The sequence below is a fragment of the Microbacterium xylanilyticum genome, from assembly GCF_054654695.1.
In genome coordinates this window covers 2,589,245-2,607,283 of record NZ_BAAIEN010000002.1, presented here as the reverse complement: position 1 = coordinate 2,607,283, position 18,039 = coordinate 2,589,245, and the positions used below count along the sequence as shown (strand labels likewise).

The 18,039-nt window shown below is 72.0% G+C and carries 17 protein-coding genes and 1 tRNA gene; 12 read left to right on the top strand and 6 right to left on the bottom strand.

Annotated features, from left to right (window positions below):
* Positions 1-11 precede the first annotated feature (11 nt).
* Genes ACYQ1L_RS13160 through ACYQ1L_RS13150 form a run of 3 tightly spaced genes read left to right on the top strand, consistent with a single transcriptional unit; the run spans position 12 to position 3,681 of the window.
* Positions 12-1,817 carry an ABC transporter ATP-binding protein gene (locus ACYQ1L_RS13160; RefSeq protein WP_460004541.1) on the top strand — a complete coding sequence of 602 codons (1,806 nt, stop codon included), beginning with the start codon at positions 12-14 and terminating at the stop codon, positions 1,815-1,817.
* Positions 1,818-1,822: 5 nt separating this feature from the next.
* Positions 1,823-3,361: a hypothetical protein gene (locus tag ACYQ1L_RS13155; protein ID WP_460004540.1), complete on the top strand. Its 1,539-nt coding sequence runs from the start codon at positions 1,823-1,825 to the stop codon at positions 3,359-3,361.
* A 53-nt stretch (positions 3,362-3,414) separates the two neighbouring features.
* Positions 3,415-3,681, top strand: a complete 267-nt coding sequence (locus tag ACYQ1L_RS13150; RefSeq protein WP_045249880.1) for a DUF3039 domain-containing protein — start codon at positions 3,415-3,417, stop codon at positions 3,679-3,681.
* 97 nt (positions 3,682-3,778) lie between these two features.
* Here ACYQ1L_RS13150 and ACYQ1L_RS13145 read toward each other — a convergent pair whose 3' ends face one another.
* Positions 3,779-5,101, bottom strand: coding sequence for a nicotinate phosphoribosyltransferase (locus ACYQ1L_RS13145; RefSeq protein ID WP_460004539.1), 1,323 nt, complete (start codon positions 5,099-5,101; stop codon positions 3,779-3,781).
* A gap of 68 nt (positions 5,102-5,169) precedes the next feature.
* Here ACYQ1L_RS13145 and murI point away from each other — a divergent pair, with 68 nt between their 5' ends.
* The 4 genes from murI (at position 5,170) to ACYQ1L_RS13125 (ending at position 8,378) form a co-directional block, all read left to right on the top strand.
* Positions 5,170-6,003, top strand: a complete 834-nt coding sequence (gene murI, locus ACYQ1L_RS13140) for a glutamate racemase (protein WP_460004538.1) — start codon at positions 5,170-5,172, stop codon at positions 6,001-6,003.
* Positions 6,000-6,770 (top strand): ribonuclease PH, encoded by a 771-nt coding sequence (gene rph / locus ACYQ1L_RS13135; protein WP_460004537.1) that lies wholly within the window; start codon positions 6,000-6,002, stop codon positions 6,768-6,770. Before murI ends, rph begins: the two co-directional genes overlap by 4 nt.
* Positions 6,770-7,360 carry an RdgB/HAM1 family non-canonical purine NTP pyrophosphatase gene (rdgB, locus tag ACYQ1L_RS13130; RefSeq protein ID WP_460004536.1) on the top strand — a complete coding sequence of 197 codons (591 nt, stop codon included), beginning with the start codon at positions 6,770-6,772 and terminating at the stop codon, positions 7,358-7,360. The genes rph and rdgB overlap by 1 nt, the downstream gene beginning before the upstream one ends.
* Positions 7,361-7,445: 85 nt before the next feature.
* Complete coding sequence (locus ACYQ1L_RS13125; protein ID WP_460004535.1) at positions 7,446-8,378, top strand: cation diffusion facilitator family transporter; 933 nt, start codon at positions 7,446-7,448, stop codon at positions 8,376-8,378.
* Between the two features lie 23 nt (positions 8,379-8,401).
* On the opposite strand, the gene ligD is transcribed toward ACYQ1L_RS13125, so the two are convergent.
* Complete coding sequence (gene ligD, locus ACYQ1L_RS13120; RefSeq protein ID WP_460004534.1) at positions 8,402-10,441, bottom strand: non-homologous end-joining DNA ligase; 2,040 nt, start codon at positions 10,439-10,441, stop codon at positions 8,402-8,404.
* A 61-nt stretch (positions 10,442-10,502) separates the two neighbouring features.
* On the opposite strand from ligD, the gene ku reads away from it, so the two are divergent.
* Positions 10,503-11,333 carry a non-homologous end joining protein Ku gene (gene ku / locus ACYQ1L_RS13115; RefSeq protein ID WP_460004533.1) on the top strand — a complete coding sequence of 277 codons (831 nt, stop codon included), beginning with the start codon at positions 10,503-10,505 and terminating at the stop codon, positions 11,331-11,333.
* Between the two features lie 26 nt (positions 11,334-11,359).
* Here ku and ACYQ1L_RS13110 read toward each other — a convergent pair whose 3' ends face one another.
* The 4 genes from ACYQ1L_RS13110 to ACYQ1L_RS13095 all read right to left on the bottom strand — a co-directional run bounded on the left by ACYQ1L_RS13110 (position 11,360) and on the right by ACYQ1L_RS13095 (position 14,452).
* Complete coding sequence (locus ACYQ1L_RS13110) at positions 11,360-12,046, bottom strand: DedA family protein (protein WP_460004532.1); 687 nt, start codon at positions 12,044-12,046, stop codon at positions 11,360-11,362.
* Positions 12,047-12,247: 201 nt separating this feature from the next.
* Positions 12,248-12,329, bottom strand: a tRNA-Leu gene (locus ACYQ1L_RS13105).
* A 47-nt stretch (positions 12,330-12,376) separates the two neighbouring features.
* Entirely contained in the window at positions 12,377-13,201 is an 825-nt protein-coding gene (locus tag ACYQ1L_RS13100) for an aldo/keto reductase (protein WP_460004531.1), read from the bottom strand.
* Positions 13,202-13,243: 42 nt separating this feature from the next.
* A complete protein-coding gene (locus ACYQ1L_RS13095; RefSeq protein ID WP_460004530.1) occupies positions 13,244-14,452 on the bottom strand; it encodes an MFS transporter in 1,209 nt (402 codons plus the stop codon).
* A gap of 109 nt (positions 14,453-14,561) precedes the next feature.
* Between ACYQ1L_RS13095 and ACYQ1L_RS13090 the strand changes: the two genes are divergently transcribed.
* The 4 genes from ACYQ1L_RS13090 to ACYQ1L_RS13075 all read left to right on the top strand — a co-directional run bounded on the left by ACYQ1L_RS13090 (position 14,562) and on the right by ACYQ1L_RS13075 (position 18,038).
* Positions 14,562-15,011, top strand: a complete 450-nt coding sequence (locus ACYQ1L_RS13090; RefSeq protein WP_460004529.1) for a MarR family winged helix-turn-helix transcriptional regulator — start codon at positions 14,562-14,564, stop codon at positions 15,009-15,011.
* Between the two features lie 101 nt (positions 15,012-15,112).
* Positions 15,113-16,264 (top strand): TadA family conjugal transfer-associated ATPase, encoded by a 1,152-nt coding sequence (locus ACYQ1L_RS13085; protein WP_460004528.1) that lies wholly within the window; start codon positions 15,113-15,115, stop codon positions 16,262-16,264.
* Positions 16,261-17,115, top strand: coding sequence for a type II secretion system F family protein (locus ACYQ1L_RS13080; RefSeq protein ID WP_460004527.1), 855 nt, complete (start codon positions 16,261-16,263; stop codon positions 17,113-17,115). The genes ACYQ1L_RS13085 and ACYQ1L_RS13080 overlap by 4 nt, the downstream gene beginning before the upstream one ends.
* Complete coding sequence (locus ACYQ1L_RS13075; protein ID WP_460004526.1) at positions 17,112-18,038, top strand: type II secretion system F family protein; 927 nt, start codon at positions 17,112-17,114, stop codon at positions 18,036-18,038. The genes ACYQ1L_RS13080 and ACYQ1L_RS13075 overlap by 4 nt, the downstream gene beginning before the upstream one ends.
* Position 18,039 lies beyond the last annotated feature (1 nt).

The window sequence follows — 18,039 nt, the reverse complement described above, 5'->3', positions numbered from 1 at the left end:
CCGTGAAAGGCATGACCGGAGCATCCCATGACCCCCGCGCGCCCAAGGATTCCTCGCCTCCTGCGAAGCCACGCCGCACCGCCTCCGGCAGCGCTCGCAGCACCGCCGCGCAGACGGCCCGCGTGAAGGCCGAGAGCCAGGCCGCCGCGGCGCGCTCCGCCGCGGCGAAGCGGGCGGCGGCCCGCACCAGCGCCGCGCGCACGGCGGCGGCGAAGGCGGCGACCGAGAAGGCTGCTGCCGCCAAGGCCGCGGCAGCAGCGGAGAGCGCGAAGGAGGCGGCGGCCAAGGTTGCGGCCGTCAAGGCGGCCGCCCCGGACACCACGCGTGCGCCGCGCGGCGCCGCGAAGAAGGCGCCCGCTGCGAAGCGCACGGCTCCTGCCCCCACCGCGACGCCGGGGGACGTCGCGGACGAGGGTTCCACTGCGACGCCGAAACGACAGGCCGGCGCGAAGCCGACGGCCGCCAGGACCGCGGCCGCGACGACCACGGCTGCCAAGTCCACGGGCGCGAAGAGCACAGCTGCGAAGAGCACGGCGGCCAAGAGCGCTGCGGCGAAGCGCGCCGGCAGCCCCGGTGCCACCGCGAAGAAGGCCTCGACTGCAGCGAAGCGCGCGCCGCGCACGGCGCCGGCGACCGTCGCGGACGCCGCCGCACCCGCTGCGACGGAGGTCGTGAAGCCGTCGGAGCCGATCGAGATCGCACTGAGCGGGGCCGCCCAGGCGCCTCCGGCGGAGGAGTCTGCGCAGAGCCTCTCGCCAGAGGTGGCGGTCACGCGGGATGATGCTCCTGTGGACAGCGATCCTGGGGCGGCCGCGCTGACGACGGAATCCGCGCCGAGCACGCCGGAGACGGACGCGCCGGGTGCTCCGGAGCGCGACTCTGCGGAGCCCGCCTCGCGGGGCTCGGCAGCGCCGGAGCCCGCCGCCCAGGAGCCCGCCGCGCCGGAGCAGTCCGCCCAGGAGCCGGCAGCGCCGGAACCGGCCGCACCGGAGCCGTCCGCACCGGAGCCGGCGGAGCAGGAGGCGCCGAAGGAGCCGCCCGCACCCCTCCCGACCGAGGGCCAAGCGCTCGTCGTGCGCGGACTGGTCAAGCGCTTCGGCGACACCGTCGCCGTCGGCGGGATCGACCTCACCGTGCCCGCCGGATCGTTCTACGGCATCGTCGGCCCCAACGGTGCGGGCAAGACCACGACACTGTCGATCATCGCGGGGCTCCTGCGGGCCGACGCCGGCACCGTGCGGATCAGCGGCATCGACCAGAGCGCTGATCCCGCTGCGGCGAAGAGGGCGCTCGGCGTGCTTCCGGACCGCCTGCGCACCTTCGACCGGCTGACCGGTCGGCAGCTGCTGCACTACTACGGGCTGCTGCGCGGCCTTCCCGCCGACGTGGTGGAGAAGCGCGTCGCCGACCTGGCCAGGGCGTTCGACCTCGCCGGCGCGCTGAGCCGCGTCGTGTCGGACTACTCGGCGGGCATGACCAAGAAGATCATGCTCGCCGGCGCCATGATCCACTCTCCGCGCGTGCTCGTGCTCGACGAGCCGTTCGAATCGGTCGACCCGGTGTCGTCGGGGGTCATCCTCGACATCCTGCGCGCCTACGTCGCGCACGGCGGGACGGTGATCCTGTCCAGCCACGGCATGGATCTGATCGAGCAGGTGTGCGAGCGGATCGCGATCATCGTCGGCGGCGAGGTGCTCGCCGAGGGCACCGTCGACGAGGTGCGCGCGGGACAGACCCTGGAGCAGCGGTTCGTGGAGCTGTCGGGCTCGGGCTCCGAGGTGGAGGGGCTGGAGTGGTTGCACACGTTCTCCGACTGAGGCTGATGCTGGCGCTCGGCGCCCTCCGGGGTGACCGCAGCCGGGTGACGCGGACGGCGGTGGCGCTGCTGCTCACCGCCGTCGCCACGACCGTCGCGTTCCTCGCGATCCGCAGCCTGTCCCACACCTCCGAGGCCGCGGCGCACGCGGTCATCGTGCTGGGCAGCTCCGCCGTGGTGCTGGGCTTCTTCGTCGCGCCCATCCTCGCCGGCGCGGTGGATCAGCTGGATCCGCGCCGGTTCGCGGTTTTCGGCGTCGACGAGCGGCGGCTTCCCGCGATCCTCGCGCTCGCCGCGTTCGTCAGCGTGCCGAGCCTCGCGCTGCTGCTCGTGGAGGTCGCCGTGGTGGGCGTCGCGATCTCGTTCGGCGCCCCGTGGGCTGTCGCCGTGCTCTCCGGGTTGCTGACGCTCGTCACCGCGGTGCTGGCGGCGCGGGTCGGGATGGCGCTGAGCGCGCGCCTGCTTCCGGAGCGGCGCTCGCGCGAGCTCACCTCGCTGTTCGCGCTCGCGGTGATCGTCATCGCCGTGCCGGTGGGCGTGTTCATCGCGTCGCTCGGCTGGGCCGGCGCCGTGCCGCCGGGTCTGCACTCCATGGCCGGCGTGCTCGGGATGACGCCGCTCGGCGCGTCCGCAGCCTTCCCGTTCCTCGTCGCCGGCGGCCAACAGGGCGCTGCCTGGGTCGCCGTGATCATCGCGATGCTCACCACTGCGGTCGTGGTGATCGGCTGGCTCGCGCTCGCGCGCCGCGCGCTGACCACCCGTGAGCGGCCCGCCGCGGTGCGCGAGCGTCCGGGGCTGGGCTGGTTCGCGCTGCTTCCCGCGAGCCCGTTCGGCGCGGTGGCTGCGCGGAGCCTCGTGTACTGGCTGCGGGACCGCCGCTACATCACCAACCTCGTCGTCGTGCCCATCGCCGGGGTGCTCACTGTCGTGCCTCTGCTGATCGCCGGGGTGCCGCTCTCGATCGCGGCGGCGCTGCCCGTCGCGGTGATGGCGCTGTTCTTCGGATGGCTGCCGCACAACGACGTCGCCTACGACTCGACGGCCTTCTGGATCCATGTCGCCAGCGGGCTGCGCGGACTCCCGGACCGGCTCGGCCGGCTCGTCCCGGTCGCGCTCATCGCCATCCCCACCCTCGCGGTGGCGCTCTCGGTCACACTCGCGGTGATCGGGCGCTGGTCGCTGCTTCCGGTGTTCATCGGGGTGGTCGCCAGCCTGCTGCTGTCCGGACTCGGCCTGTCGAGCGTCACGTCCGCCGTCGCCCCGTACGGGGTCTCCCGACCGGGGGACAGCCCGTTCCAGCAGCCGCAGCGCTCGCGCGGCGGCGCACTCGGGCAGGCGAGCGCCCTCATCGGCGCGGTCGTGCTGAGCCTTCCGGCGATGCTGCTGGCGTGGCCGCCCCTGGTGGACCCGGACGCCTCGACCGCGCCCGCGCTGTGGACGGGCGTCCTCGTCGGGTGCGCGGTCCTCGTGGCGGGCGTGTACGCCGGCGGCCGGGTGTTCGATCGCCGCGGCGCTGCGCTCATGGAGTTCGTGGAGACGGTCTGAGCGGTCCGTCCCGTACGGCGCCGGAGCGGCCGCGCGCGATTAGACTCGCGGTCATGAGTACCCCGCTGGATGCCCCGGATCAGGGTGGCGTCGCCACCCTCGATCGCGAACTCGAGCAGCTCCTCAACGAGGAGCTCCAGGAGCCGGGAGACCACGAGCGGTTCTCCCACTATGTGAAGAAGGAGAAGATCCTCGAGTCGGCCCTCACCGGCAAGCCCGTCCGAGCGCTGTGCGGCAAGAAGTGGACGCCGGGACGCGACCCGGAGAAGTTCCCGGTCTGCCCCACGTGCAAGGAGATCTACGAGTCGATGGCCCGCTGACGGGCATCAGGAGACGTCGACGTCCTTCGACTCGTCGCTGCGCTCCGGATCCTGAGCGAGCGCAGCGAGACGAAGGGCGCTCAGGAACCGGTCGGCCCTAACGGACATCTTCAAAGAGGGTCGGGATCGCCGGATCCGATTTGCTGAGCGCGAGGGCGCGCACCGGCAGCTCCTCGCGCACGCGGTGGTGGTGCTCTCGCGCGGCCAGCGTGCCGGCTGCACCCTCGTAGGCGGTGTCGATCTCGCCGTTCTCCACCAGGGTCACCTGCAGGGGGCGGCCGTCCGGGTGCTCCTGCACCCCGAGCTCCTCGAAGCCGTCGGCGACCAGCACGCGCTCCGACTGCGCCACGCCGTCCGCGAGGATCCGGAACGCCGCCTTGCGACCGCCCTTGGAGCCCTTGTCCGCCGAGGCCTTCGCGACCGCGACCCAGCCGCCGTCGGAACCCTGCCGCGCCACGAGCTTGTAGACCATGCCGGCCGTGGGGTAGCCGGATCCGGTCACGACCGAGGTGCCCACGCCGTACGCATCCACGGGGGAGGCAGCGAGGGCGGCGATCGCGTACTCGTCGAGGTCGCTGGTCACCGTGATCCTCGTTCCCGTCGCGCCGAGCTCGTCGAGCTGGGCCCGCACCTCGGCGGCCATGATGGGCAGGTCGCCGGAGTCGATGCGCACCCCGCCCAGTCCGGTGCCCGCGACGCGGATCGCGGTCTCGACGCCGCGGCGGATGTCGTAGGTGTCGACGAGGAGCGTGGTGCCGGCTCCGAGCGCATCGATCTGCGCGCGGAACGCGTCCTCCTCGCTGTCGTGCAGCAGCGTCCAGGAGTGCGCGGCCGTGCCCATCGTGGGGATCCCCCAGGTGCGCCCCGCCTCGAGGTTGCTCGTGGCGCCGAAGCCGGCGATGAACGCGGCGCGCGCCGCGGCGACCGCGGAGTCCTCGGCGGCGCGGCGCGAGCCCATCTCCGCGAGCGGCCGCTCACCCGCCGCGATGCTCATGCGGGACGCAGCCGTGGCGACCGCGGAGTCGTGGTTGAGCACGCTGAGCGCCAGTGTCTCCAGGATCACGGCGTCGCCGAACGTGCCCTCCACGGTGAGCACGGGAGACCCGGGGAAGTAGAGCTCGCCCTCCCGGTAGCCGCGGATGGTCCCGGTGAACCGGTAGTCCTCGAGGTAGCGGACGGTCGCCGCGTCGACCACCTTCTCATCGCGGAGATAGCGCAGCTCCTCGTCGCCGAAGCGGAAATCCCGCAGCAGCGACAGCAGCCGCCCGGTGCCGGCGACCACGCCGAACCGACGCCCGCCGGACAGACGCCGGGAGAACAACTCGAACACGCTGCGCCGTGCCGCGGTGCCGTCGCGCAGCGCGGCCTCCAGCATCGTGAGCTCGTATCGATCGGTCTTCAGGGCGCTGGACGCGGTCATGGCGATCAGCATACGGGCGGAGCCGCTCCGGAGCGCGCGGGCGCGTCGGCCGACTAGGCTGGAGCATCATGAACGACGCGCCGATCGGGATCTTCGACTCCGGGGTCGGCGGTCTCACCGTCGCCCGGGCGATCCGGGCGCAGCTGCCGCGGGAGTCCTTCGTCTACATCGGTGACACCGCGCACTCGCCGTACGGGCCGAAGCCCATCGCCGACGTGCGCCGCTACGCGCTCGAGGTGCTCGACACGCTCGTCGATCAGGGCGTGAAGATGCTCGTGATCGCGTGCAACACGGCCTCCTCGGCGATGCTGCGCGACGCCCGCGAGCGCTACGACGTGCCCGTGGTCGAGGTGATCGGCCCCGCTGTGCGCCGCGCGATCTCGACCACGCGCAACGGCCGCATCGGCGTCATCGGCACTGTCGGCACCATCGGATCCCGGGCGTACCAGGACATGCTCGAGGTGAACGAGAACCTGCGGGTGTTCACCGCCGCGTGCCCCCGGTTCGTCGAGTTCGTCGAGGCCGGCATCACCGACACTCCCGAGGTGCTCCGCACCGCCGAGGAGTACCTGGCGCCGCTGCGGGAGGCCGAGGTCGACACGCTCGTGCTGGGCTGCACCCATTACCCGTTCCTGCGCGGCGCGATCGGCTACGTGATGGGGGAGGGCGTCTCCCTCGTGTCCAGTGACGACGAGACCGCCGGCGACGTGTACCGCCAGCTGGTGCGGGGCGATCTGCTCGCGCCCGCCGACGCGCAGCCGCGCTACGTGTACGAGGCCACGGGCGCCTCCGCCGACGACTTCACCGCCCTCGCCAACCGCCTGATGGGCCAGGAGGTGCGGGGCGTCCGGCTCGTGCAGACCGGCGTCATCGACCTTCCCCACCTCAAGGAGATCCCATGACCGAGCCCACCGCCGCCCCGACCGTGCGCAAGGACGGCCGCACCGTCGATCAGCTCCGCCCGATCACGATCGAGCGCGGTTGGAGCGCCCAGGCAGAGGGCTCCGCGCTGATCAGCTTCGGCAACACGAAGGTGCTCTGCACCGCGTCGTTCACGAATGGCGTGCCGCGCTGGCTGACGGGCAAGGGCAAGGGCTGGGTGACGGCGGAGTACGCGATGCTGCCGCGCGCCACCAACGAGCGCAACGACCGGGAGAGCGTGAAGGGGCGCATCGGCGGCCGCACCCACGAGATCTCGCGGCTCATCGGGCGGGCACTGCGTGCGGTGGTCGACACCAAGGCGCTCGGCGAGAACACGATCGTGATCGACTGCGACGTGCTGCAGGCCGACGGCGGCACGCGCACGGCCGCCATCACCGGCGCCTACGTCGCGCTCGCCGACGCCATCGAGTGGGGCCGGAAGAAGAAGTTCATCGCGCAGAAGGCCCAGGTGCTGCTCGACTCCGTCGCGGCCGTCTCGGTCGGGATCATCGACGGCGAGCCCATGCTCGACCTGGCATACGTCGAGGACGTGCGCGCCGAGACCGACATGAACGTGGTGGTCACCGGTCGAGGGCTGTTCGTCGAGGTGCAGGGCACCGCAGAGGGCGCGCCCTTCGACAAGCGCGAGCTCGACGCACTCCTCGACCTCGGCGTGAACGGCTGCGCCGACCTGCGCGACCACCAGCTCGCCGCACTCGCCCCTTCGGCGGGCTCAGGGACCGAGTGATGAGGATCGTCCTCGCCACGCACAACGCGCACAAGGTGGCCGAGTTCGGCCAGATCGTGGCGGCCACCCGGCCGGACCTCGAGGTCGTCGGCTACGACGGCCCGGAACCCGTCGAGGACGGCGTGACGTTCGAGCAGAACGCGCTGCTCAAGGCCCGTGCGGCCGCGGCGCACTCCGGACTGCCCGCGCTCGCCGACGACTCCGGCATCGCGGTCGACGTCCTCGGCGGCTCGCCCGGCGTGTTCTCCGCCTACTGGGCCGGGCAGCACAAGGACGACGTCGCGAACCGCGAGCTGCTGCTGGATCAGCTCCGCGACATCGCGGATCCGCATCGCGCCGCGCACTACGTCAGCGTCATCGCCCTGGTGACCCCGGACGGGCGCGAATGGACGGTGCGCGGCGACTGGCCGGGGCGTCTCGCACACGCGGCGTCCGGCGACGGCGGCTTCGGCTACGACCCCGTGTTCATCCCCGACGGGCAGAACGGGCCGGAGCGCACGGTGGGCGAGTTCACCGCCGAGGAGAAGCAGGCGCAGTCGCACCGGGCCCGCGCCTTCGTCGCGCTCGTGCCGCTGCTCGCCGAGCTCTGAGCCGCTGGCGCAACTGAGAATCATCCCCATTCCCGACTAGGCGAAACAGGCTCCGACCGGGGGATCCCGGCTCTACTCTGGAGACATGCACGACCACGCGCCCGCCACCGGGATCCGCTCCGCAGGCCACCGCCGCCTGCTCGCGATCTCGCTGACGCTCACCTGCGTCGTGATGCTCGTACAGGTGGTCGGTGCGATCCTCAGCGGATCCCTCGCCCTGCTCGCCGACGCGGCGCACATGTTCACCGACGCGTCCGCGCTGGTCATCGCGCTCATCGCGAGCGCGGTCGCCGCGCGGCCCGCCGACGACCGGCGCACGTTCGGCTACCAGCGCGCGGAGGTGTTCGGCGCGCTCATCAACGCCATCATCCTCATCCTGCTGTCCGGCTGGGTCGCGTTCGAGGGCATCGGTCGTCTCCTGCACCCCGACCAGGCGGAGGTCGCCGGGGCGCTCATGCTCATCGTCGCCGCGGTGGGCCTCGTCGCCAACGCGGTCTCGATGTGGCTGCTCAGCGCTGCGCAGCGGGAGAGCATCAATGTGCGCGGGGCGTACCTGGAGGTCATGGGGGATCTGATCGGATCCGCCCTGGTGATCGTCGCGGCCGTCGTCATCATCACGACGGGATGGATGCCGGCCGACGCGATCGCCTCCCTGGTGATCGCGGCGATGATCATCCCGAGGGCGGTCGCGCTGCTGCGCGAGGTGTTCTCCGTGCTCGCGGAATCCGCACCGAAGGGCACGGCCGTAGGAGAGATCCGCCAGCACCTGCTCGAGTACCCGGGAGTCACCGGCGTGCACGACGTGCACGTGTGGCAGCTCACGCGGGGCGCCCCGGTCTTCACCGCACATGTCTCGGTGCGGGCGGCCGTGCTGGCCGGCGGGGGAGCGCAGGCGCTCCTCGCGCAGATGCAGGCCTGCCTCGCCGAGCACTTCGATGTGGAGCACTCGACGTTCCAGATCGAGGCCGACAGGACCGGATCCGGCGGCGTCGGCGACTGCGAGGCCGTGCACGCCTGAGGCCCGTCCAGGTTCCCCGCGCGTCAGGCCTCGACCACGACCTCGGCGGGCGTCTTGTCCGGGCGCAGGCCGCGCCAGCGCGCGTGGCGCAGCACCCCGTCGTCGGTCCAGTTCGCGAACTCCACCTCGCCGACCAGCTCCGGACGCACCCACAGCGCGTCGGAGGCGTCGGCGACCGGGACGCCGTCCACGGCGGGCCGGGGCGTCCGCAGGGGCTCGAGCCGGGCGCCGAGGTCCTGCAGCGTGCGCTCGGTGAACCCGGTGCCGACCCGGCCCACGTAGCGCAGCCCCGACGGCAGGGACGGCTCGGGGATCGCGAGCAGCAGGGATCCGATGCGCCCGGTGCGGTCGCCCTTGCCGGGCCTGATGCCGACGATCACGACCTCCTGGGCGCGGGTGAGCTTGATCTTGAGCCAGTGCGGGGAGCGCCGTCCCGGGGAGTAGGACGACGCCGGATCCTTGACCACGACGCCCTCGAGGTCGAGCGCAGCGCTCGTCGCCAGCGCCGCGTCCACGTCGTCGAATGCGGGAGGGACCACGACCGCCTCTGGCAGATCGGCCGTGATCTGCTCGAGCAGCTCGCGGCGGTCGCGCAGCGGCAGCGCGGTGAGGTCGTGGCCCTCCAGGTGCAGCAGGTCGAACAGGTGATAACGCACCGGGTTGCGGATGACCTCGCGCTCGATCTCCCGCGCGCGGGTGAGGTGGATCCGGTCCTGCAGCCGGTGGAAGCTCGGGCGTCCCGCTGCGTCGAACGCCACGATCTCCCCGTCGACGACGGCCTCGTCCACGGGGAAGCCGGGGGCGCCGTCGGCGGTGAGTTCCGGATAGCGGTCGGTGATGTCGGTGCCGCTGCGCGCGTTCAGCCGGAACCGGCCGTGCGACCAGATGCCGATCGCGCGGATCCCGTCCCACTTGATCTCGGCCCAGCCCAGCGCGCGGGCGGTGCCCGGCGTGCCGTGCTCCGCGAGCATCGGGGAGTACGACGGCACGGCGGAATCGCCGGCGTCTGAGGCGCGGGCCGGATCCGCCGTCCCGGTGCGGGGTGCAGCGGCGCGGGCCAGTGAACTGCGTGGTGCGCGCGGCCGGTGCGGCGTCGGGGAGTCCGTCGCCGGCGCGTGCTCCGCGGCCCGCACCACGGGGCGCGGTGCGTCGGCATCGGGCGCCGGGGGAGCCTCGCCCGCGGAGATCGCCGCGAACGGATCCATCCCGCGCTCGGCCCGCTCGAGCACCTCGTCGAAGCGCAGGTGGCGCAGCTCCGGATCCTCCAGCTCCTCCCAGGTGCGGGGAGCGGCGACCCAGGGTTGGGGGCGTCCGCGCAGGGAGTACGGCGCGATGGTGGTCTTCTTGCCGTTGTTCTGGCTCCAGTCGAGGAACACCTTCCCGGCGCGGAGGGTCTTCGTCATGACGCTCGTCGCGAGGTCGGGGTGGTCGGCCTCGATCGCGCGGGCGAGGGCGTGCGCCAGCGCCGAGATCTCATCGCTCGTGCTCTCGCCCTTCAGACGCGCGTAGAGGTGAATCCCCTTGCTCCCGCTCGTCACCGGAACCGGATCCAGGCCCATGCCGGTCAGGATGCCGCGCGCCAGCCGCGCCACCTCGGCGCACTGCGAGAGGGGCACGCCGGGGCCGGGATCCAGATCGAGCACGAGCCGGTCCGGGTTGCCGCGTCCGCCGTCGGCGGCGAAGCGCCACTGCGGGATGTGCAGCTCGATCGCGGCGACCTGCGCCATCCACACGAGCGTCGCGACCTCGTCCACGAGCGGGTAGTCCTTGGCGCCGCCCGAGTGCGGGATCTCCTGGCGGGGGATCCACGACGGTGCTCCCGGCTCGAGCTGCTTCGCGAAGAAGGACCCCTCGGGATCCGCCGCGGTGCCCACGCCCTCGACCCAGCGCTTGCGCGTCACGGGGCGACCCGCGAGCACGGGCAGCAGCAGCGGCGCGATCCGCGCGTAGTAATCGATCACCTCGCCCTTCGTGGTGCCCGTCTCGGGGTACACGACCTTGTCGAGGTTCGTCACGCGCAGCCGCCGCTCTCCGATGCGCACGAACTGCGGGGCGTCTGCCATGGGGTCACACTAATGCGCAAGACGGTATACGTCGCGTGCGCCGGTGGTGTGTACTGGTGCCATGAGGTCGATCTGGAAGGGCTCGCTCACCTTCGGGCTGGTCAACGTGCCGGTGAAGGTGTACTCCGCGACGGAGGACCACGACGTCCCGCTGCATCAGGTGCACGACGCCGACGGGGGGCGGATCCGGTACAAGCGGGTGTGCGAGATCTGCGGTCAGACCATCGCGTACTCCGACATCGACCGGGCGTATCAGGACGAGTCGCAGACGGTGGTGCTGACGAAGGAGGACCTGGAGTCGCTCCCCGCCGAGCGCAGCCGTGAGATCGACGTCGTCGAGTTCGTTCCGTCGGACCAGGTCGACCTGCTCACCCTCGACAAGGCCTACTACCTCGAGCCGGACTCGAAGTCGCCGAAGGCGTACGTGCTGCTGCGCAAGACCCTGGAAGCCACCGATCGCACGGCGATCGTGCGGTTCACCCTGCGCCAGAAGACCCGGCTCGCCGCGCTGCGGGTGCGCGGCGACGTGCTCGTGCTGCAGACCCTGCTGTGGGCGGACGAGGTGCGCGAGGCCGACTTCCCCTCGCTGCACGAGGACGTCACGGTGTCGGACAAGGAGCTCGAGCTGTCCGCGTCGCTGGTCGAGGGCTTCTCGGCGGACTTCGACCCGAACGCGTTCGTCGACGAGTACCAGGCGGAGCTGCGCACCCTCATCGACGCCAAGATCGAGAAGGGCGAGGCCTTCGAGACCGAGGAGACGTTCGCGCCCGCCGAGAAGGGCGGCGAGGTCATCGATCTCATGGAGGCGCTGCGGGCCAGCGTCGAGAAGTCGCGCGCCGCCCGCGCCGCGGCGAGCGACGAGGGCGGCGGCTCCAAGCGCGACGCGGGCTGAGACCGGCGACGCGGGCTGAGACCGGCTCAGACCTCGGGGTCGACGGCCGGGATCCCGGCGGCGGTCTCCTTCTTCGCCTTGCGGCGCTCATTGAAGTAGTGCCAGGCGGTGACCGCCAGGGTCAGCGCCACGACGCCCAGCAGGATCACGTCGATGTACTTCGTGACCAGATCCCGGATCCACGGGATGTAGGCGATCACGTAGCCGAGCATCGTCATCCCGAAGCCCCACAGCACCGCGCCGATCAGGTTGTACAGGCTGTAGCGGCGCCACGGCATGTGCCCGACGCCGGCGGCGACCGGTGCGAACGTGCGCACGACCGGCACGAAGCGCGCGAGGATCACGGTCAGGCCGCCGAAGCGCTCGAAGAACTGGTTCGTGCGCTCCACGTTCTTGCGGCTGAACAGGCCGGACTCCTTGCGCTCGAACACCGCGGGGCCGCCCTTGTGTCCGATGAGGTAGCCCACTTCGCCGCCGAGGAACGCGGCGAGGGAGATGAGCGCGCACACGACCCAGATGTTCACACCGAAGACGTCCACGGTGTGCGTGAGCAGACCCGAGATGATCAGCAGGGTGTCGCCGGGCAGGAGGAACCCGACGAGCAGACCCGTCTCGGCGAAGATGATGAACAGCACCACGGCCAGGGCCCAGGGGCCGGCGCCGTGGATGATGACGTTCGGGTCGAGCCAGGGGATGAGGGCGGCGTGGTGCACAGGTGGGTCCGTCCGTGGGTCGTCGCGGGAGAGGGCCGAGATGCCGGCTTCCCTGAAGTCTAGAGCGGGCCGGTCACGCGCGGCTGGGAGAAGCGACGCGCGGAGCCTCTGGCCGGTGGGTCCCTGGGGTTCAAGGAAGCCCCTCTTCGAACCAAGAAGCGTTCTGGGGACGGCCATGCGGCCGCCCCCAGAACGCTTTCGTGCGGAAGGTGGGACTTGAACCCACACGCCCGGAGGCACAGGAACCTAAATCCTGCGTGTCTGCCAATTTCACCACTCCCGCGGGCGGATCCAGTCTAGTGAGGCCGGATCCGCCCTGCCCCGCCACGCTCAGCCGTGGAACTCGTGCGGGTGCGGGCCGGTGCGGCCGTCGCGGTCGAGGGCGTCGATCGCGGCCAGCTCCGTCGTGTCGAGGTCGAAGCCGAACACGTCGAAGTTCTCCGCGATGCGGCTCGGCGTGACGGACTTGGGGATGACGATGCGGCCCTGCTGCAGGTGCCAGCGCAGCACCACCTGGGCCTGGGTGCGGCCGTGCCGGGCGGCGATCGACGTGATCGCCGGATCCTGCAGCACCGCGCCCTGTGCGAGCGGGCTCCATGCCTCCGTCACCACGCCCGCCGCGGTGTCAGCGGCGATCACCGCGCGGTTCTGGAAGGCGGGGTGCAGCTCGACCTGGTTGACCGCAGGAACGACGGATCCGGTCTCGCGGATCCGCGCGAGGTGCACGGGCTCGAAGTTCGAGACGCCGATCGCGCGCACGCGGCCCTGCTCGTAGAGGGCTTCGAGACCGCGCCACGTGCCGGCGTAATCACCGTCGCCGAGCTCGGGCCAGTGGATGAGGTAGAGGTCGAGGGCGTCCAGCCCCAGCTTCTCCAGACTCGCGTCGTAGGCGCGCAGCGCGGCGTCGTAGCCCTGCTCGGCGTTCCACGCCTTCGAGGTCACGAAGAGCTCGTCCCGGGCGATGCCGGACTCGGCGATCGCGCGACCGACGCCGCGCTCGTTGCCGTAGATCGCGGCGGTGTCGATGCTGCGGTACCCGGTCTCCAGCGCCGTCGCGACGGCAGCCGTGGTCTCGTCGTCCGGGAGCTGGAAGACGCCGAAGCCGAGCTGGGGCATGGAGACGCCGTTGTTCAGCGTGAGGGTGGGAACGGTCATGTCGTTCGTCCTTCTGTGGGGGTGGGGAGAGGGCGTCGTGGTTCAGTCCGCGATGACGGGCGTGCTCGCGGTGAGCGTGCGCACCGTGGCGGTGCCGGTGCGATCGTGCGCTCCGCGCGCCGCGGCCGTGGCGGCGATCATGACGACCAGCGCCAGCGCCGTGATGCCGGCGCCGATCCAGATGGGGGAGGTGTAGCCGAGGCCCGCGGCGATGCCGACGCCTCCGGCCCAGGCTCCGAAGGCGTTGCCGACGTTGAAGGCGCCGATGTTCGCACCCGACGCGAGCGTCGGGGCGGACGACGCGTAGCCCATGATCCGCGACTGCAGTCCGGGCACCGTGCCGAATCCGAACCCGCCCATGAAGAAGAGCGCGACGACGGTCGCGGGGCCGCTGGAAGCGAGGAGCGCGAATCCGGTCAGCACGACGACGAGCGCGGCGATGAAGACGATCAGGGTCGCATCGATCGAGCGGTCGGCCGCCTTGCCGCCGGCCCAGTTGCCGAGGAACAGGCCGACGCCGAACAACACGAGCAGCCAGGGCACCATGCCAGACGCGAAGCCGCTGACCTCGGTGAGCGTGTAGGCGATGTAGGTGAACGCGCCGAACATGCCGCCGTATGCGAGCACGGTCACGATGAGCGACAGCCACACCTGACCGGAGCGGAAGGCGCCGAGCTCGTCGCGCAGGCGGGTGGACGCGATGTCGTGCGTCGCCGGCACGAGCAGCGCGATGCCGACGAACGCCAGCACGCCGATGAGCGCGATGGCCCAGAACGTGGCGCGCCAGCCGAGCTGCTGGCCGAGGAAGGTGCCGAAGGGCACGCCGAGCACGTTCGCGGCGGTCAGGCCCGTGAACATGATCGCGATCGCTCCGGCCTTCTTGGCGGCGGGCACGAGCGAGGCGGCGAGGACGGATCCGATCCCGAAGAACGCCCCGTGCGTGAGGGCGGCGATGATCCGGCCCACCATCGCGAGACCGTAGCCGGGAGCGAGTGCGGTGAGCGCGTTGCCGATGACGAAGAGGACGATGAGGCCGAGCAGCACGGGCTTGCGCGGCAGGCGCGTGGTGGCGGCGGTGAGGAACAGCGCGCCGACGACGACGCTCAGCGCGTAGCCGGAGATGAGCCAGCCGGCGGCGGCCTCGGTGACACCGAAGTCGGCGGCCACCTCGGGCAGCAGGCCCATGATGACGAACTCGGTGAGGCCGATTCCGAAGGCGCCGAGGGCGAGGGCGATCAGGCCGAGAGGCATGGGGGAACTCCTGGTACAGTGAGATAGTTGCAGACGCGGGATTTTGCGTCGGTGATCACAATACTTGCACGCGCAAATAGAAAGCGCAAGCAACTACTTTGGAGGATCCATGGGCATCGCCGATGACGCCGTCGAGATCCGCGCGCGCGGATGGCGCACGATGGCCGCGCTGCACGCCATGATCGAGGCGGAGCTGGAGCGGGCCCTGTCCGCGGAGGCGGGACTCTCGGTCGTCGAGTACACCGTGCTGGAGGCGCTGAGCCGACAGGACGGCTGGCACATGCGCATGCAGCAGCTCGCCCGCGCCGCTGCCCTCAGCCCGAGCGCGACCACCCGCCTCGTGAACCGCCTCGAGGACCGCGGACTGCTCACCCGGATCCTCTGCGTCGACGACCGGCGCGGGATCTACACCGAGCTCACGCCGAGCGGGCAGGAGCTGTACGAGCGAGCCCGCCCGGTGCACGACGAGACCCTGGAGCGCGTGCTCGCGGACGCCGCGCAGCAGCCCGAGCTGCTGCCGATGGTCGACGCGCTGCACGACGTCGCCCGCGTCGGCTGACGGTCCTCCGCAGTCGTCTGGACGGTCGGTCAGCCCGTCGCTTGCCGCCCGGGTGTGGATAACTTCCGGAGCCGGATCGCGGATCCTGCGACGATGCGAGTGTGAGCCTCAGTACCGCCGCCGTCACCGAGAGGGTGCGCGCGCGACTGCGCGCCGAGCGGACCGATCCGTCCATGCACCCGGATGAGGCGCGCCGGATCGCTCAGTTCGAGGTGCGCCGGCACAACGATCAGGCGCTCGCCCGAGGCACCGCGACGATCGATGACGAAGCCGCCTGCGTGCGCGACATCCTCGCCGGCGTCGCCGGGTACGGTCCGCTGCAGCCGCTGCTCGATGACGACACGATCGAGGAGATCTGGCTGAACGGCCCGTCGCACGTGTTCGTGGCGCGGGAGGGGCGCAGCGAGCGCGTGCCGATCAGCCTGACCGAGGCGCAGCTGCGCGATGTCGTCGAGCGCATGCTGCACGCCACCGGACGCCGCGTCGATCTCGGTCAGCCGTTCGTGGACGCGTCCCTGCCCGACGGCTCCCGCCTGCACGTCGCGATCGCGGATGTGGTGCGGGGATCCTGGGCCGTGAACATCAGGAAGTTCCTGCCACGGTACCGGAGCCTGGAGTCGCTCGTGGGGCAGGGCATGGTGCCGCCGCGCGTCGCGGCGACGCTGGCCGACGCGATGCGCGCGGGCCGAAGCGTGATCGTGTCCGGACCCACGCACGCGGGCAAGACCACGCTGCTGGCGGCGCTCGTCGCCGAGTGCGCGGATCAGCGCGTGATCACGGTCGAGGAGACGTTCGAGCTGGGGGTGCAGGCGCCCGACCTCGTCGCGCTGCAGGGGCGCCAGGCCAGCCTGGAGGGCACCGGGGAGATCACGCTGCGACGGCTCGTGAAGGAGGCACTGCGGATGCGGCCCGACCGGCTCGTGGTGGGCGAGGTGCGCGATGCCGAGGCGCTCGACCTGGTGCTCGCCCTGAACACCGGTGTTCCCGGAGCGGCGACGGTGCACGCGAACTCGGCGGCGGAGGCGCTGGAGAAGCTCAGCATGCTGCCGCTGCTCGCCGGCCGCAACATCGATCGCGCGTTCATCGCGCCCGCGCTCGCCGGTTCCGTCGATCTCGTCGTGCACTGCCGCCGCGACGCGGACGGCACCCGCCGGGTCGCCGAGGTGATCGCACCCACCAAGGCCGACGCCGACGGACGGATCCACCACCGCGTGCTGTACGCCGACTCGAATCCGGGGGAGGGGATCTCATGACCCTGCTGCTGGGCGCACTGCTCGCCGCGGGCGTCGTGCTGGCGGCGTCGCCGTGGTTGTGGCCGGCCGGTACTCGCCCGGTCCGTGCGCCCCGTCCCGGTGTGGCGACCCGTCTGCTGCGCGAGGCGGGGTTCCGCGCCGATGCGCGCGTGCTCGTCGTCGCGGTCGTCGCCGGCGGCCTCGTCACCGGGGCGGTGGCGTGGCTCATCACCGGTACCGCGGCGTTCGCGCTCGTCCTGGCGGTGGCGGGAGCCGCCGCGCCCGTGGTGTTCCTGCGCTCGCGGCGGCAGCGTCTGCTGCGGCTTCGGCGGGGGCTGTGGCCCGATGTGTGCGACCTGCTCATCGCGTCGATCCGGGTCGGCATGCCGTTGCCGGACGCGGTCGCGGCCCTGGAGGAAGCCGCCCCTGCGCCGCTGCGACCGGCCTTCGCGGCGTTCGCCCGCGACCTGCACGCCACGGGACGGTTCGACGCTGCGGCCGTGAAGCTCAAGGAGGCGCTCGCGGATCCGGTCGGCGATCGCATCGTGGAGACGCTGCGGATGGCGCGAGAGGTCGGCGGCACGGAGCTGAGCACCGTGCTGCGGGCGCTGTCGAGCTCGGTGCGGGCCGAGGCGGCGCTGCGCTCCGAGGTCGAGGCACGGCAGTCGTGGATCCGCGGCGCCGCCGTGCTGGGAGCGATCGCGCCGTGGGTCATCCTGGTGCTGCTCCTGCTGCGACCGGAGGGAGCGGAGGCGTACACCAGTCCCGAGGGCGTCGCCCTGATCCTCGGCGGGGCGGCGGTGTCCTTCGTCGCATTCCGGATCATGCTGCGCATCGGCCGGCTGCCCGAGCCGCGGAGGTGGTTCCGGTGAGCGCGCTGTCCGACCTCGCCGTCGCCGTGCTGCTCGGCGGGGCGCTCGCCGCCGGAGTCCTCCTCGTGCTGGCCGCCTTCCCGCGCTGGCGCTGGGCCGACCTCAGCTCCCGGATCGCGCCGCACCTGCGCGACGTGGCGGACCTCGCCGATCCGACGGCGCGGCTGCCGTGGCGGATGCCGGCCGGGGGTTCCTGGGCGGCGCGGATCAAGGGCGCGCTCGGGCTCTTCGGCGGAGGCGACGCCGGCGTCGCGCTGCGGATGACCCAGGCGGGACTGCCCGGCGGTCCCGGCGCGTTCCGCAGCCGCCAGCTCGTCTGGGTGCTGGTCGGTCTCGGAGCAGGTGCCGCCACGACGGTCGCGCTCGTCCTCGCGGGCCGCCTCTCCGCGCCCGCCGTGCTGTTGCCCGTGCTGACGGCGGTCATCGCCGGCGTCACCTGCGACGTCCTGCTGAGCGCCCGGGCCAAGGCGCGGGTCGGCCGGCTCACCGAGGAGCTGCCGACGGTGCTGGAGTTCCTCGCGCTGTGCCTGTCCGCGGGCGAAGGGCTGCCCGACGCGCTGCGCCGGGTGGGCGCCGCAGGATCCGGTGAGCTCAGCGGCGAGCTGCGCGCGGTGACGCTCGCGGTGAACACCGGATCCTCGCTCGCGGACGCGCTCGGAGACTGCGCCCACCGGCTGCAGATCCCGCCGCTGACGCGCGCGGTCGATCAGATCATCGCGGCTCTCGAGCGCGGCGCGCCGCTGGCCGCGGTGCTGCAGGCGCAGGCGTCCGACGCGCGCGAGGAGACGAAGCGCAGCCTGATCGAGCAGGCCGGCCGGAAGGAGATCCTGATGCTCCTCCCGCTCGTCTTCCTCATCCTCCCGCTGTCGGTTCTGTTCGCCGTCTTCCCCGGCGTGTTCATCCTGAGGCTCGGAATCGGCTGAC

Bases quoted from the DNA above. Each gene is read 5' to 3' on its own strand.
- ACYQ1L_RS13100 (WP_460004531.1), bottom strand. From the start codon at position 13,201: ATGACCGTTCCCACCCTCACGCTGAACAACGGCGTCTCCATGCCCCAG.
- ACYQ1L_RS13155 (WP_460004540.1), top strand. From the start codon at position 1,823: ATGCTGGCGCTCGGCGCCCTCCGGGGTGACCGCAGCCGGGTGACGCGG.
- ACYQ1L_RS13080 (WP_460004527.1), top strand. From the start codon at position 16,261: ATGACCCTGCTGCTGGGCGCACTGCTCGCCGCGGGCGTCGTGCTGGCG.
- ku (WP_460004533.1), top strand. From the start codon at position 10,503: ATGAGGTCGATCTGGAAGGGCTCGCTCACCTTCGGGCTGGTCAACGTG.
- rph (WP_460004537.1), top strand. From the start codon at position 6,000: ATGACCGAGCCCACCGCCGCCCCGACCGTGCGCAAGGACGGCCGCACC.
- rdgB (WP_460004536.1), top strand. From the start codon at position 6,770: ATGAGGATCGTCCTCGCCACGCACAACGCGCACAAGGTGGCCGAGTTC.
- ACYQ1L_RS13145 (WP_460004539.1), bottom strand. From the start codon at position 5,101: ATGACCGCGTCCAGCGCCCTGAAGACCGATCGATACGAGCTCACGATG.
- ACYQ1L_RS13095 (WP_460004530.1), bottom strand. From the start codon at position 14,452: ATGCCTCTCGGCCTGATCGCCCTCGCCCTCGGCGCCTTCGGAATCGGC.
- ligD (WP_460004534.1), bottom strand. From the start codon at position 10,441: ATGGCAGACGCCCCGCAGTTCGTGCGCATCGGAGAGCGGCGGCTGCGC.
- ACYQ1L_RS13090 (WP_460004529.1), top strand. From the start codon at position 14,562: ATGGGCATCGCCGATGACGCCGTCGAGATCCGCGCGCGCGGATGGCGC.
- ACYQ1L_RS13150 (WP_045249880.1), top strand. From the start codon at position 3,415: ATGAGTACCCCGCTGGATGCCCCGGATCAGGGTGGCGTCGCCACCCTC.
- ACYQ1L_RS13125 (WP_460004535.1), top strand. From the start codon at position 7,446: ATGCACGACCACGCGCCCGCCACCGGGATCCGCTCCGCAGGCCACCGC.
- murI (WP_460004538.1), top strand. From the start codon at position 5,170: ATGAACGACGCGCCGATCGGGATCTTCGACTCCGGGGTCGGCGGTCTC.
- ACYQ1L_RS13160 (WP_460004541.1), top strand. From the start codon at position 12: ATGACCGGAGCATCCCATGACCCCCGCGCGCCCAAGGATTCCTCGCCT.